The following is a 15,653-nucleotide window of genomic DNA, read 5'->3' as shown; positions in this document are numbered from 1 at the left end:
CTAGTCATTGCGTGCCATTTCGGGTATGATTAACCGCATAGAAGTACTTTAAAGTACGATAGGGGAAATGGGTGGAGCCGCATGAAACTGGATTTGCGTACTGCATTGCAAAGCACTGTTCTGGTTGGAGACGGTGCAATGGGGACATTACTATATCAACAGGGTTTCCCTGTAGGTATTTCATATGAAGAGTTGAATATTCTGCATCCTGAAGTCATAGCGAATGTTCACAAACAATATTATGACGCTGGTGCAAGGGTCATAGAGACGAATACGTTTTCGGCTAATCGGGAGAAATTGTCCAAATTCGGCCTAGAGAATGAAGTGGCTGCGATTAACAAGGCAGGTGTTGAGCTCGCAAGACAAGCGGTTGGCAGCGATGCTTATGTTATCGGCTCAATTGGCTCTATCTGGTCAGCCAGACGGATCAATATTCGAATCGAAACACTTGAAGAAGCATTTAAAGAGCAAATTACAGCTTTATTGGAAGCGGGTCCAGATGGTCTGCTTCTTGAAACTTTCTATCATATGAGTGAAATGGAGCTCGCACTTCGATTAATTCGAGAAGTGAGTGATATTCCAGTTATTTGTCAATTTGCGACAGAAGGAACCATGAACACACTGGATGGTGTTCCTTTGCAGGATGCTTTTGATCGACTTGCTGCCATGGGAGCCGACGTAATTGGTTTTAACTGCCACATCGGTCCATATGGAATTATGCGGACGATCGAGAAAATAACGCCGCCGATAGGTATTCCGTTCTCAGTATTCCCAAATGCGGGGATGCCGGACTATGCTGACGGCGTTGTCACCTTCGGAGCGACGCCTGGCTATTTCGCCGAATGCGCACCGCAATTCGCAGCGCTGGGCGCGAAAATCATCGGCGGCTGCTGCGGCACGACGCCGGAGCATATCGCTGCGATCGCGCAGGCGCTTAGTGGCGTTGATGCGGCAGATACAGCTGCCGCAGCCCGCCCTAAAGCGCCCAGCACTGAAAGCGCAGCGGTAGCGGAGAAGCCTGCTGTTCATGAACAGCAGGGTGAGGTTTCGATAGCGGACGTGATCAAGCCGCCCGCTAAGCCGACGCTGCTGGACATTGTAAAGCAGCGGCATACGGTTATCGTCGAGCTGGATCCTCCGCGAGATCTTGACATTAGCAAGTTCATGCGAGGCGCGCAGGCGCTTAAGGATGCAGGCGCTGACGCAGTGACAATGGCGGATAATTCTTTAGCTGTTACAAGAATGAGCAATATGGCGCTTGGTCAGATGGTCCAGGCGGAATGCGGCGCAAGACCGCTTATTCATATCGCTGGACGCGATCGCAACTTAATCGGCACACAGTCACATCTTATGGGACTGGACGCGCTTGGCATTGATCACGTGCTTGCTGTAACGGGCGATCCTTCACGATTTGGTGATTTGCCTGGCTCAAGCTCCGTATATGATTTATCTTCATTTGATATGATTCGCTTAATTAAGCAGCTCAACGAAGGAATTGCATTCTCAGGCAAGCCGCTTAAGCGCAAAGCGAACTTCCGAATAGGAGCGGCTCTTAATCCGAATGTGAAGCTGCTTGATAAGGCCATTCAGCGAATGGAGCGCAAAATATCTTTAGGCGCGGATTATATCATGACGCAGCCAATCTATGATCCTGCTCTGATTGAGCGACTATATGAATCGACCAAGCATTTGGATATTCCGATCTTTGTAGGCATTATGCCGCTTGCCTCTGGACGCAATGCAGAATATCTGCATAACGAGGTTCCAGGCATTGTGCTCTCAGATGACATCCGCAAACGAATGACTGGTCTTGAAGGCGCAGAAGGACGCAAAGTAGGCGTCGAAATAGCCAAAGAGCTGCTGGACGTAACGATGCATTATTTTAAAGGGATCTATTTAATTACACCGTTCTTATACTATGAAATGAGCACAGAACTAACAAAATACGTCTGGGAAAAAGCAAGTGCTTGTACCGCCCAGCAAAATGAATTACAATAATCTAATGGATGTGATGATATGATACGAAGCATGACAGGGTTCGGACAAGCTAAAACGATTGTTGCGGACTTTACCGTGTATATGGATGTCAAATCCGTCAATCATCGCTATAGTGAAGTAAATATCCGAATGCCCAAAGAGTGGATGCCTTTCGAAGAAACGCTTCGCAAGACTACAGCGGAATTTATCAATCGTGGTAGAATCGATATTTTCGTCACTGTTGAACGGCAAGCTAGTGCTAGCAAATCGATTGATATCGATTGGTCGTTAGCTGATAATTATATGCATACGGCAAGACAGCTTCAGGAACGCTATGGCTTCAATGAGTCTCTAACTTTACAGAACTTGATTGAGCTGCCAGGGCTAATCGTACAGCGTGAAGAACGGATTGAACCTGACGAGGCTATTGAGCATGCATTTGTAGCGTGTCTTAAAGAAGCGCTCGGCAGCTTGCTTGACATGAGGAATCGAGAAGGTGATCATCTGGCTCGAGATCTGATGGAACGTCTAGAACGGCTTGAGCAGCAGCATCAATGCATAGTAGCGCATGCGCCAAAAGTTGCTGGCGAGTATGCAGCTAGGTTACGTTTGCGCGTACAGGAACTTACTGGAGATTATGTAAGGTATGACGAATCAAGACTAGCAACCGAGATTGCACTTTTCGCAGATCGCTGTAGTATTGATGAGGAATTGACAAGATTGCAGAGTCACTATGGACAATTCGCCGCTTTGCTGCGAACTGCAGAGCCTATTGGCCGCAAGTTGGATTTTCTTATTCAAGAAATGAACAGAGAAGTGAATACGATAGGTTCAAAAGCGAATGATGCCGGGGTAGCCGCCAAAGTAATCGACATGAAGGCTGAACTCGAGAAAATGCGAGAACAAATTCAGAATATCGAGTGAAGCAGCTTGTGCTTCATGAGAAGGAGGCCTTTATGGCAATTAAATTAATCAATATTGGTTTTGGTAACATTGTTTCAGCGAACCGAATCATCTCGATTGTCTCACCTGAATCTGCGCCAATTAAGCGGATTATTCAAGAGGCGAGAGATCGACATATGCTAATTGATGCTACCTATGGCAGAAGAACAAGAGCAGTAATCATTACGGACTCCGATCATGTGATACTATCTGCTGTTCAGCCAGAAACTGTAGCACACCGACTTTCCAATAAGGACGATGATAATGACGAATAATACGAACACTATGGAACGAGAACAGGGAGTACTAATCGTGTTATCTGGTCCATCTGGTGTCGGTAAGGGCACCGTTTGTGCAGCGCTTCGCAAAATGAATTTGGATCTGGTATACTCAGTATCTGCCACGACGAGGGCTCCACGCGAGGGCGAGGTTGATGGCATCAATTATTTCTTCAAGAAGCGTGAGCAGTTCGAGCATATGATCGCCAATGATGAGTTGCTTGAATACGCTGAGTATGATGGGAACTACTATGGAACTCCGCGTAGATTTGTAGAGGATACCTTGAAAGATGGCAAGAATATTATTCTAGAGATAGAAGTTCAAGGTGCTCTTAAGGTCAAGCAGAAGTTTCCGGAGGGTGTATTTATATTCCTGCTTCCGCCGTCGCTTGATGAATTGCATAATCGAATTACTACAAGAGGCACGAATTCCGTTGAAAGCATTCGTAACCGGATGTCTGTTGCGGCAGATGAGATTCGTCTGATTGAACATTATGATTATGCCGTTGTAAACGATGAGGTCGAGAAAGCCTGCGACAAGATCAAGTCGATTGTTGTGGCTGAACGCTGTAAACAAGAACGAATTTACACCAAATTAATGCAATGGATAGGAGAGGTGACTTAAATGTTATACCCTTCAATTGATAAACTATTAAACAAAGTAGACTCCAAATATTCTTTGGTTGTTGCGGCATCCAAACGCGCAAGAACATTACGCGATGGAGCTAAATCAGACTTGCGTACATGGAAATCACATAAGCAGGTTGGATTTGCGCTTGAAGAATTGTATGGGGACTACATCAGCTATGAAAAGATTGAGCCCAAAGAAAGTTCTACGCTGTAACAACCCTCGTGGTTGTTATTTTTTTTAGTGATATAGGGGAGGCGTGTATCATGTCAAAATCGATATTACAAGGGAAGACGATTGTTCTCGGTGTAACAGGTGGCATTGCGGTATTCAAAGCTGCAGGATTATGCTCGAAGCTGTCACAAGCAGGAGCTAATGTAAGAGTTATTATGACAGAGTCTGCTTCCAAATTCGTAACCCCGCTAACATTTCAAGCATTGTCACGAAATCATGTGATGACAGATACATTCGATGAGTTTGATCCAGGGGCAATTGCACACATCGACACGGCTGACCATGCAGATCTATTCATCATCGCTCCAGCTACAGCGAACTCGATTGCTAAGATGGCTGCGGGAATAGCTGATGATATGCTGAGTACCACCCTACTAGCTACGACAGCTCCAATTATCGTAGCTCCAGCTATGAATGTTCATATGTATGAACATCCTGCCGTTCAGCATAATATCGAGCTGCTTCGTTCAAGAGGCGTTATGTTCCTTGATCCAGCAGAGGGACAGCTTGCATGCGGTTATGTGGGCAAAGGACGTCTGCCGGAACCAGAAACGATTGTACAAATTATTGAGCAATTCATGCAGGAACAAACGTACAAGCCTTTGCAGGGGAAAAAGGTGCTTGTCACCGCTGGCGGAACATTGGAACGAATCGACCCTGTTCGATACATCACGAATGATTCTTCTGGCAAAATGGGCTATGCACTCGCAGAGGAAGCACATCGAATGGGTGCAGAGGTCACACTTGTCACTGCGCCAACTGCGCTAAAGTTTCCATCTGGTGTACAAGTGGTTGAGGTTCAGTCTACTGAAGATATGCTGCAGGCTGTAGTTAGTCGTTTAGAGGAGATGGATATTATTTTCAAAGCGGCTGCAGTTGCCGATTATCGTCCTGCAGTGCAAGCTGCCCAGAAAATCAAGAAATCTGGCGATGAGCTGGTCATTAAGCTTGTCAAAAATCCCGATATCCTACAAACGATTGGTGAACGCAAAACGACTCAGTTTATCGTCGGCTTCGCTGCTGAGACGAATGATGTGGATAAATATGCGATGGACAAGCTGATTCGCAAAAATTGCGATTTGCTTGTAGCAAATGATGTAACTGAGGCTGGAGCGGGATTTGGCGTTGACACGAATGTCGTTCGTGTCTTTGATCGTAACGGTTTAGTTGAAGCATTGCCAATGCAAAGCAAATCGAATGTAGCACGCCGATTGCTGCAGCTGGCAGCAGAGCGGATCAAGGGTGACAACTAATGTTTGCACAAATCATTGTCGACGTTCCTGCCAAAGGGACGAATCGTCTTTTTGATTACTTAATACCGCCTTCTCTTATAACGACAGTAGAAATTGGTTCTCGTGTTGAAGTTTCGTTCGGAGGGCGTGTTCTGCAAGGATATGTCGTAGGACTATCGCGAGAATCAAATTATGAAATAAGTAAGCTGAAACCGATAACCCGTGTGTTAGATGTTGAACCTCCCTTAACGGAGGAGCTTGTATCTCTGGCACGCTGGATGAGTGATAAATATTTATGTCATATCGCAGCTGCACTTGGTGTAATGCTGCCTGGAGCGCTGAAGGGCAAGGCGGAGCGTTATGTTGTAGTGAATGAAGCGACAGTAAGCTCGGCAGACTCATCACTTGATGAATCTCTTGTGCAGACAAGTGGTCAAGATACGATGCAAGCGATCATGACATTCCCAATTCAGCAATCCATTCTAAGTTATCTTAGATCCAAGAATAAAGTTACGTTGCCTGAACTATTAGATACATTCGCTGAAGATATAGGCACTGTTAAGCAGATGTTTGAATCAGGCGTTTTGCAAGAAGTGCAGGCTGTACGAGATAGGCTTGCTGTACGTAAAGTTTTGACAGTATTTGCTAAATTTGGCGCAGAACATCTTCGGGAAGTGGCTGAGAAGCTGCCAGCACAAGCACACAAACAAAAGGATACGCTGCTTGCGATTGCCGAGCATGACAAACCTTTGAGGGTGACGGAGCTGAATGAACTTGTTCCAGGTGCAGCAGGCGCAGCACGTACGCTGGCGAATAAAGGATTGATTGAACTCAAGGAAGTTGAAGCATTACGCGATCCTTATGCAGGCCGTAAGTTTGTCCGTACGGATGCATTGCAGTTAACAAGCGATCAGCAAATTGTTTTCCAAGCGATTGAACAAGCAGTTGTTGCTTCTTATCATGAAGTGTTCTTACTGCATGGTATTACAGGCAGCGGGAAGACGGAAGTCTATTTGCAAACCATCCAAAGCTGTCTAGATCTAGGGCGTGAGGCGATCGTGCTCGTCCCCGAAATTTCCTTGACACCGCAAATGGTTGAGCGATTTAAAGGACGTTTTGGAGATCAAGTTGCCGTGCTTCATTCCAGGTTATCGCAAGGTGAACGTTATGATGAGTGGCGGAAAATTAAACGAGGCCTGGTCAAGGTTGCAATCGGTGCAAGATCGGCCATATTTGCTCCATTCAAGCGGGTCGGACTAATTATTATTGATGAAGAGCATGAAAGCTCCTATAAGCAGGAAGAAACGCCGAAGTATCATGCGCGTGATGTTGCGATTCGACGGGCAGAGCTGAATGATGCCGTTGTGGTCCTTGGATCTGCAACGCCTTCGCTTGAAGCGATCCATGAAACCGATTATGAACAAGATGGTACTGGTCGCTTTAAGCTGTTGTCCATGCATAATCGAGCAAGCGGAGGTTTGCTGCCAGAAGTTCATATTATTGATATGCGAGATGAGCTTAAGCAGGGCAATCGCTCGATGTTTAGCAAAGGGTTGTATAAAGCGATCGAAGAGCGGTTACACAAGAAAGAACAGACGATTCTGTTCCTTAACCGCCGTGGCTATGCCACATTCGTCATGTGCAGAACTTGCGGTTATGTCGCGCAGTGCCCGCATTGTGATATTTCGCTTACTTATCATCAGAAATCCCATGCGATGCGCTGTCATTATTGCGGTTATGCAGAGCGGGAATTAAAGCGTTGCCCGAGCTGTGATTCCGAGCATATCAGGCATTTTGGTACAGGTACACAGCGGGTGGAGGAAGAGCTATACAAGCTATTCCCAAGTATACGAGTGATTCGAATGGATGTGGATACAACGTCAGCCAAAGGGTCGCATGAGAAACTGCTCACAGCTTTTCGCAACAAGCAAGGCGATGTGCTGCTGGGAACCCAAATGGTGGCGAAGGGGCTTGATTTTCCAGATGTAACGCTTGTTGGTGTTATCGCTGCGGATACGGTGCTAGGCTTGCCAGACTTTAGAGCAGGCGAGCGAACCTTTCAACTGCTGACACAGGTAGCTGGAAGGGCGGGCAGACATCTGCTGCCGGGGCAAGTGTTCGTGCAGACCTATATGCCGGAGCATTATGCAATTCAAGCTTCGTCTAGACATGATTATGCTGCTTTTGCCGAGCATGAACTTGAAGCTAGAAAAGCACGCGGATATCCTCCTTATCATAAAATGATGCTAATCACGTTCATGCATGAACAAGTGCCGCCGCTGATTCGAGCTGCTAGTAGCTTTGCAGATGAGCTTAGAAAACGCGGGGCAGCACTTTCGATGAGGGGAGATTCACAGCTTCCGTGTTTAGATGTTCTAGGTCCGGTTGCTTCGCCAATTCCACGGATCAAAGATAGATATCGATTCCAATGCGTGGTAAAATATCGAATGGATACATTAGCCTCTCAGCTTGTTGCAGAGACGGCTGAACTGTTCGAGGAGCGTCTGGCCAAAGAGAAGATCGGCTTTTCAGTCGATGTCGATCCGCAGTATTTGATGTAAATGGTGAATATGAAGAACGAATTTTAATATGATGTTTCCATATAATGAAGAATGGGGAAGGTGTTAGGCGATGGCAATTCGTTTAATTGTGAAAGATCCAGATCCAGTATTAAGAGAGAACGCAGTGCAAGTGACTAAATTTAATTCGAATCTGCATAAACTGCTGGATGATATGGCAGATACGATGTATGATGCACCAGGCGTTGGTCTAGCTGCACCACAAGTTGGGATTCTTAAGCGTGTTGTGGTAATGGACTGTGGCGAAGAGTTTGGCGGCTTAATTGAGCTCGTAAATCCTGAAATTCTAGAAACAAGCGGAGAGCAATATGGTCCAGAAGGTTGTTTAAGTATTCCTGGACTTCAAGGTGATGTCGTTCGCCCAATGAACGTGAAGGTCAAAGCGCAGAACCGTAATGGAGAAGAATTCGTTCTCGAAGGAACAGATTTGCTTGCGCGCTGCATCATGCATGAGGTTGATCACCTGAATGGCGTCTTGTTTACCGATATTGCAGTTAAAGTATATCGTGAAGAGATTCAAGGGAACGGTGGTCGTTAATAGTGAGAATATTATTTATGGGGACACCTGATTTTGCAGTACCTGCACTTCAGGTGTTGCTTCATGGTTCCTATGATGTCGTAGGTGTCGTTACACAGCCTGATCGTCCAAAGGGACGCAAGCGCGTATTAACGCCGACACCCGTTAAAGAAGAAGCGCTTAAGCATGACTTGCCAGTCTTGCAGCCTGAGAAGCTGCGTCACCCTGACTCCGTGGAAGCGATTCGACAGTTAGCTCCTGATTTGATCGTAACGGCTGCATATGGCCAAATTTTACCAAAATCAATTCTTGAAATGCCGCAATACGGTTGTATCAATATTCATGCTTCATTATTACCTAAATACCGTGGCGGAGCGCCGATTCACTATGCCGTGATGCGTGGCGACAAGGTGACTGGTGTTACGATCATGTACATGGAAGCTGGTTTGGATACGGGCGATATGATCGCTAAGGTTGAAGTGCCGATTGGAGAAGATGACACTCAAGGTACGATGTTTAGCAAATTAAGCTTTGCTGGAGCGGAGCTGCTTAAGAACACACTGCCTGATCTAATTGCAGGTAATATTGAGGCTGTTAAGCAAAATGATAGCGAAGCGATCTACTCGCCGAATATTTCGCGTGAGGACGAGCAGCTTGATTGGTCAAAATCGGCTCGTGATCTCTTCAATCAGGTGCGCGGCTTGAATCCATTCCCAGGTGCATTTACGAAGTGGAATGGGGAAGTTCTGAAAGTATGGGCAAGTACTGTGGCAACGCATGTGATGGGTAGTGAGGCGGCTCCTGGTACAGTAGTTGGTCAGACGGATACAGGGATTGTCGTACAGACTGGGGATGGACAATTGATCCTGACTGAAATTCAGCCGGCGGGAAAGAAAGCGATGGAGGTTCAGCAATTTTTGCGCGGCAGCAGCATAGAGCGGGGGACATTACTAGGTGAATAAAGACAAGAAGAAAGCGGACAAGCCTCGTAGTCTCTCGGCACGAGAAGTTGCGCTCGATGTATTGACTGCTGTCGATCAAGATCAAGCCTACAGCAATTTGCTGCTCAATCAAGTGCTGCAGAAGCATCCGCTTGAACGAGCTGATGTTGGACTAGCTACAGAGATCGTCTACGGCACCATTCAACGTTTAAATACAATAGATTACTATTTAGGTAAGCTAGTTAGCAAAGGACTCGGAAAGCTGCAGCCATGGGTGAGGAACCTGCTGCGGCTTAGCTTTTATCAGCTTCATTATTTAGACCGCGTGCCCGATCACGCGGTGGTTAGCGAAGCTGTCAACATTGCCAAGCGACGCGGCCATCAAGGCATCTCAGGCATGGTTAATGCCGTGCTGCGCAATGCGATCCGTCGCAAGGAGGAGTGGCAGCTTCCGCAGGAGCTGCCTACGGCACAGCGCATCGCCCTGCAGCATTCTCATCCGCTCTGGCTAGTCGAGCGGTGGATGCGCCAGCTGGGCGCTGAGCGCACGGAGCGGATCTGCGAAGCGAATAACGTGCCACCGCACGTGTCGATTCGCACCAATCCGCTTAAGCAATCGCGCGAGGAGCTATTGCGGCTGCTTGAGGCAAGCGGCAATGCTGCCGCTATGCCTTCACCGCTAGCTCCCGCGGGTGTGATCGTGAATGGGGGCGGCAACATGGCGTTAACGCCATGGTATGCCGAAGGCCTGTTCACGATCCAGGATGAGAGCTCCATGCTCGTGGCGGAGGCACTCGCTCCCGCGCCAGGCATGACGGTGCTCGATTGCTGCGCCGCGCCTGGCGGGAAGACGACGCATATCGCTGAGCTAATGGGCGATAAGGGCGTGATCTACGCTTGTGATATCCATGAGCACAAGGGTGGGTTAATTGAGCAAGCGGCTCATCGCTTGCAGCTAGATACGATCCGCACGATTATCGCGGATGCGCGTGAGCTGAGCAAACGATTCGAGCCAGAATCTTTCGATCGTATTTTGCTGGATGCACCTTGTTCTGGTTTAGGTGTTATTCGTCGTAAGCCTGATCTCAAATGGGCAAAGTCAGTGGCTGAAATTCGTGAGATTGTTGCCATTCAGCGTGAACTGCTTGAAGAAGTTCATGGGCTGCTGCGACCTGGGGGTACACTTATTTATAGTACGTGTACGATTGAAAAAGAGGAAAATGAAAGCAACGTGATGAATTTCATACAGAATCATCCGAATTATGAACTAGAAGCAATCCAGATCGATGGTTTGCCTGCGGAATTGGCGGATTCTGCTAATACAGGAATACTGCAGGTTCATCCTGATCAATTCCTGTCCGATGGCTTCTTTATTGCCAAGCTGCATAAGAAGCAGTAAGAGGATCTGTCTATAAAGCGCGGCATCGTTGATTGCTTGGCCGTATCTTTTTACGACAAACGCTAGTTTATGGTAAAATGGATAGGATTATGGAATTGGTTAAATTAGAAGATTATTCAGCTAAGAAATCGAGGTTATGACAAACGTGAAGCCTTATGTATATGATTTAACGTTAGAAGAATGGCAGAATTGGGTGAAGGAGAATAGCGAGCCTGCTTTCCGAGCAGGGCAAATTTTCGATTGGCTGTATGTGAAGCGTGTTAGCGATTTTGATCAAATGACGAACTTGTCTAAGGGTCTTCGCGATAAGCTGCAAGCACAATTTGAATTTGTTACCCTCACAGAAGTTGCCAAGTATGAGTCCAAGGATGGCACCGTGAAGTTCTTGTTCGAACTGTCGGATAAGAATGCGATTGAGACCGTCGTCATGAAACATGGTTACGGCAATTCCGTCTGCGTGACGACTCAGGTAGGCTGTAGAATCGGTTGTACATTCTGCGCATCCACGCTTGGAGGTCTGATGCGAGATCTGACTGCAGGTGAAATTATTGCGCAGATTGTGAAGGCTCAGCAGCTGCTTGATTCGAAGAATGAGCGCGTTTCCTCCATTGTCGTTATGGGGATTGGCGAGCCATTCGAGAATTATGATGCCTTGATGAAATTTTTGAAGGTGATGATTCATCCGAAGGGGCTTAACATCGGTCAGCGTCATATTACCGTATCCACATCGGGTATTGTGCCAAATATTTATCGATTTGCAGATGAAGATACGCAAATTAATTTGGCGATTTCGATCCATGCACCGAATGATGCGCTGCGCTCGAAGCTGATGCCAGTGAATAAGAGATTCCCATTTGCCGATTTAATTGAAGCTTGTAAGTACTATACAGGCAAAACAGGCCGCAGAATTACGTTTGAATATGCGTTAATGGGAACCGTTAATGATCAAGCGGAGCATGCGGAGGAATTGTCGCAAGTTCTGAAGCAACTGCCGATGAGCCATGTGAATTTAATCCCAGTTAACTATGTACAAGAGCGCAAGTTTGTTCGAACATCTCGTGATGACATTTTTAATTTCCAGCGTATTCTGGAGAAGAACCGAATTAATGCAACGATCAGACGTGAGCAGGGCAGCGATATCGCAGCAGCCTGTGGACAGCTAAGAGCGAAGCATGAGAATCAGAAGAAGCGAAGAAGTAATGAGGTGACGACAATTGAGGATGGTAAGTCGAACTGACGTTGGGCGTATTCGTGTCGTAAATGAGGACAGGGCATATGTCAAGCAAATAGCTAATGGTTACTCGCTTGCAATATTGGCAGATGGAATGGGTGGACATCAAGCGGGAGATGTTGCAGCACAAATGACCATTGATATCATTGGTCAGAAGCTGCAAACAATCTCCCCATCTGCAACAATCGAGGAACGCAAGCAACTTCTTGTGTCAGCGGTTATTTCAGCCAATGAACAGATCTATAAGTATTCATCTGAGCGTGAGCAGTATAAGGGAATGGGCACAACGGTGATCACAGCTCTTGCCTCGACCTCGGAGATGATTATCGCTCATATCGGGGACTCCCGTGCTTACAAGCTAAGCAAGCAATCGATTGTGCAGCTAACGGAAGATCATTCGCTCGTGAATGAGCTTGTCAAAACAGGTCAAATTACACCTGAAGAAGCGAATCATCATCCAAGACGCAATGTGGTCGTTCGCGCACTTGGAACGGACCCTGATGTGGAAATTGATTTAATTGAAGTCGTGCTTGAACCTAATGACCTATTCATCCTGTGTTCAGACGGACTCAGCAATCTGGTTGAAGGTGAAGCAATCGCACAAATCATCCAGCAAAGCCCTGACCTTGAAACAGCAGCAGAACAGCTTGTGCTTCAAGCTCTGCAAGCTGGGGGCGACGATAATATTACAGTTGTGCTGATGCTTCAAGCTGAGGAAGACGCACAGGAACGGGGTGATAGTGCGTGATCGGACAGACGCTTGGTGGAAGATATGAAATTCTAGAGCGTGTTGGCGGCGGGGGCATGGCGCTTGTCTATAAAGGACAAGACTTGCTTTTAAATCGTAAAGTTGCAGTCAAAATTTTACGACAGCAGTATGTGCATGATGAGGAGTTTATTCGTAGGTTCCGCAGGGAAGCTCAGTCTGCTGCGTCTTTGTCACATCCGAATGTCGTTTCAATTTACGATGTAGGTCAACAGGATGAAATCCATTATATTGTAATGGAGTACATAGAGGGCACGACACTGAATGAATTGATTAAAGAACGCTCTCCAATGCAAGTGGAGGAAGCGATTAATATTGCTTCACAGATTTGTGATGCACTTGATCATGCCCATCATAATGGCATTATACATCGTGATATTAAACCTCATAACATCCTTATCGGACGTAACGGCCGTGTGAAAGTGACTGACTTCGGAATTGCTCGCGCAGCAACCTCTTCCTCCATTACACAGACGGGGTCTGTTATTGGTTCTGTACATTATTTTTCACCAGAACATGCGAAGGGTACACAAGCAGGCGAGATGTCTGATCTGTATTCCTTAGGTATTGTTCTTTATCAGATGCTTACAGCTAAACTTCCATTTTCTGGCGAAAGTCCGATTTCGGTTGCGCTAAAGCATTTGCAAGAGAATGTTGAGGCTCCGCGTTCCATCAATCCGCTTATTCCGCAAAGTGTGGAGAATCTAATTCTCAAATCGATGCGTAAACGCCCAGAAGAGCGTTATCAGAAGGCTAGCGATATGATGAAGGATCTGGAGACTTGTTTGCTGCCTGAGAGACGCAATGAAGCGAAGCTGGAGCTATGGGAGCCAGAATATCCAGAGGATATGGATGATCAGAGCACTCGTGTTATTCCGACGATCCGATCCCGTCAGTATACGAATCCGATAGTGCCGAAGAATGAGAGTTATTCAAGGCCTGTCTATACTGACAATGAAGAGGATGACGATGATTATGAGTACGAGTATGAAGAACCGCCAAAGAAGAAAGCTTGGCTGAAACCAACGATTTGGATTGTCGTTCTGCTTGCAATTTTGGGTGGTATGCTCGGACTCTATAAGACGATGGAGAAGATGTTCGTTGTCGAGAATGTCAAAATGCCGAATTTAGTAGGCATCAAGCAATCTGAAGCAGAATATAAACTTCGCGAATTGAAACTTACCGCCAAGATCGAAGTGCAAACGAGCGATAAAGAGGTTCAAGAGGTGATTAAGACGTATCCTGAGGCAGATATGGAAGTCAAGGTCAATAGTGAAGTCATCTTGTTTGTGAGTATAGGGCCTGATTTGCCGAAAATGCTCAGCTTTAAAGGATCGAATTATAAGGATGCGTTAGCTAAATTATCTGCGATGGGTGTAGATACGGAAACGCAGGTCACCATCAATTATATTTATGCGGAAGATACTCCTTCAGATATCGTTCGAGATCAGGAGCCAGGCGTGGATCAGCCATTTGATCCGAAAACAGCTTCAATTAAATTGACTGTATCGCAAGGCAAAGAGACCGTTAAAGTGCCAGATCTCCTAAATATGACGGTCAGTCAAGCGAAGGCGGCACTTGCAAAAAATGACCTTGTTCTGAACGATAAAGTGACTACTGAAAAGAGCGACAAAATTGAAAAAGGTAAAATTATTATGCAAACCCCTTATGATCCGAATATGGAAGTGCCTAGAGGCACCAAAATTTCAGTTATCGTATCGGATGGACCTGACGAAGTGCTGAAAACTCAAATCAGTGTACCGCTCAAGCCTTCTGTTGAAGGCCAAAAGTCTGAATTCAAGGTGCTGCTGACAGACGATAAGTCTAATAATAAACAGGTATTCAAGAAAAAGATCGATACAGCAGAGACAATTGATGTGCCTGTTATTGTTTCACCGAATAAATCCGTAACGATTACGGTTTATGAGAATGATATTGAGGTTGATGTCATTACACACAGGTATGAAGATCTTAAACAATAAGTGGCGAAAGGCCCAAAGAACAGGAGTGAATGCAGAGCATGCCGCATGGATGTATTCTCAAGGCGCTGAGTGGTTATTATTATGTATTACGAGACGGCCAATCGGCATTAGATACAACGTTAGTTCAATGTAGAGCTCGCGGTGTATTTAAGAACAAAGGAATAACACCGCTAGTGGGTGATAAAGTTACCTATGAGCTCGAAGCTACAGGGGAAGGGACGGTTACGGAGATCGCAAGGCGATCCTCAGAGCTGATCCGTCCGCCGATTGCGAATGTGGAGCAGGCTGTGCTTGTATTTTCTGTGACTGAGCCGGAGCTGAATACTTCTTTGCTGGATAAATTCCTTGTTCATATTGAGAAGGAAGGTTTAACAGCTGTTATATGTTTGACAAAGTGGGATTTGATTAAGGGCAATTTGGTAGCTGAGCAAAGGCTTGAAACCATCATCTCCCTGTACCGAGAGATTGGATATGACGTTGTTGTAACGTCTTCAAAGCGTAAGGATGGGATCGAAGCAATTCGATCCCATCTCGTTCATAAGATGTCTGTCTTCGCTGGACAATCTGGTGTAGGGAAGTCATCGCTCTTAAACAGCTTAATGGAGGGGCTTGGGCTGGAGACGAATGCGATATCGCATCGACTGGGCCGAGGCAAGCATACTACGCGTCATGTGGAGCTGATCGCGCTTCCTGAAGGTGGTTATGTAGCCGATACCCCGGGATTCTCGCAGCTGGATTTCATGGAGCTTGAGCCACAAGAGCTGGGTAATTGCTTCATTGAGTTTGCAGCGCTCTCGGAAGGATGCAAGTTCAGAGGCTGCCTGCATCAGCATGAGCCTGGCTGCAAGGTCCAAGAAGCGGTGAAATCCGAGCAGATCGCACAATCACGATATGATCACTATCTAACGTTCTTGAACGAAATGAAAGATCGAAAAAGGAGATACTAA

General features: G+C 46.4%; 14 protein-coding genes. All 14 read left to right on the top strand.

Annotation, left to right across the window (positions count from 1 at the left end):
* The first annotated feature begins 81 nt into the window (after positions 1–81).
* Complete coding sequence (locus E0485_RS06115) at positions 82–1,998, top strand: bifunctional homocysteine S-methyltransferase/methylenetetrahydrofolate reductase (RefSeq protein ID WP_132417092.1); 1,917 nt, start codon at positions 82–84, stop codon at positions 1,996–1,998.
* 18 nt (positions 1,999–2,016) lie between these two features.
* Positions 2,017–2,901, top strand: coding sequence for a YicC/YloC family endoribonuclease (locus tag E0485_RS06110; protein ID WP_132417091.1), 885 nt, complete (start codon positions 2,017–2,019; stop codon positions 2,899–2,901).
* 32 nt (positions 2,902–2,933) lie between these two features.
* A complete protein-coding gene (gene remA / locus E0485_RS06105; RefSeq protein ID WP_040948586.1) occupies positions 2,934–3,194 on the top strand; it encodes an extracellular matrix/biofilm regulator RemA in 261 nt (86 codons plus the stop codon).
* Complete coding sequence (gene gmk / locus E0485_RS06100) at positions 3,184–3,822, top strand: guanylate kinase (RefSeq protein ID WP_132417090.1); 639 nt, start codon at positions 3,184–3,186, stop codon at positions 3,820–3,822. Before remA ends, gmk begins: the two co-directional genes overlap by 11 nt.
* A complete protein-coding gene (rpoZ, locus tag E0485_RS06095; protein WP_132417089.1) occupies positions 3,823–4,041 on the top strand; it encodes a DNA-directed RNA polymerase subunit omega in 219 nt (72 codons plus the stop codon).
* Positions 4,042–4,103: 62 nt separating this feature from the next.
* The gene (gene coaBC, locus E0485_RS06090) at positions 4,104–5,312 is read left to right on the top strand and encodes a bifunctional phosphopantothenoylcysteine decarboxylase/phosphopantothenate--cysteine ligase CoaBC (protein WP_132417157.1); all 1,209 of its coding nucleotides are present in this window, start codon (positions 4,104–4,106) and stop codon (positions 5,310–5,312) included.
* Entirely contained in the window at positions 5,312–7,852 is a 2,541-nt protein-coding gene (priA, locus tag E0485_RS06085; RefSeq protein WP_132417088.1) for a primosomal protein N', read from the top strand. Before coaBC ends, priA begins: the two co-directional genes overlap by 1 nt.
* Before the next feature lie 70 nt (positions 7,853–7,922).
* Positions 7,923–8,408 carry a peptide deformylase gene (gene def / locus E0485_RS06080; protein WP_132417087.1) on the top strand — a complete coding sequence of 162 codons (486 nt, stop codon included), beginning with the start codon at positions 7,923–7,925 and terminating at the stop codon, positions 8,406–8,408.
* Positions 8,409–8,410: 2 nt separating this feature from the next.
* The gene (gene fmt / locus E0485_RS06075; RefSeq protein WP_132417086.1) at positions 8,411–9,349 is read left to right on the top strand and encodes a methionyl-tRNA formyltransferase; all 939 of its coding nucleotides are present in this window, start codon (positions 8,411–8,413) and stop codon (positions 9,347–9,349) included.
* Entirely contained in the window at positions 9,342–10,727 is a 1,386-nt protein-coding gene (rsmB, locus tag E0485_RS06070) for a 16S rRNA (cytosine(967)-C(5))-methyltransferase RsmB (RefSeq protein ID WP_132417085.1), read from the top strand. Before fmt ends, rsmB begins: the two co-directional genes overlap by 8 nt.
* A 136-nt stretch (positions 10,728–10,863) precedes the next feature.
* Positions 10,864–11,964: a 23S rRNA (adenine(2503)-C(2))-methyltransferase RlmN gene (gene rlmN / locus E0485_RS06065; protein ID WP_132417084.1), complete on the top strand. Its 1,101-nt coding sequence runs from the start codon at positions 10,864–10,866 to the stop codon at positions 11,962–11,964.
* A complete protein-coding gene (locus tag E0485_RS06060; RefSeq protein WP_328591265.1) occupies positions 11,948–12,706 on the top strand; it encodes a Stp1/IreP family PP2C-type Ser/Thr phosphatase in 759 nt (252 codons plus the stop codon). Before rlmN ends, E0485_RS06060 begins: the two co-directional genes overlap by 17 nt.
* Entirely contained in the window at positions 12,703–14,706 is a 2,004-nt protein-coding gene (pknB, locus tag E0485_RS06055; RefSeq protein WP_132417082.1) for a Stk1 family PASTA domain-containing Ser/Thr kinase, read from the top strand. The genes E0485_RS06060 and pknB overlap by 4 nt, the downstream gene beginning before the upstream one ends.
* A 38-nt stretch (positions 14,707–14,744) precedes the next feature.
* Entirely contained in the window at positions 14,745–15,653 is a 909-nt protein-coding gene (gene rsgA, locus E0485_RS06050; RefSeq protein ID WP_132417081.1) for a ribosome small subunit-dependent GTPase A, read from the top strand.

It is taken from the genome of Paenibacillus albiflavus, assembly GCF_004344915.1.
Lineage (GTDB): Bacteria > Bacillota > Bacilli > Paenibacillales > NBRC-103111 > Paenibacillus_AM > Paenibacillus_AM albiflavus.
The sequence above is the reverse complement of the archived record's forward strand: the minus strand, read 5'-3'. Positions and strand labels throughout refer to the sequence as shown.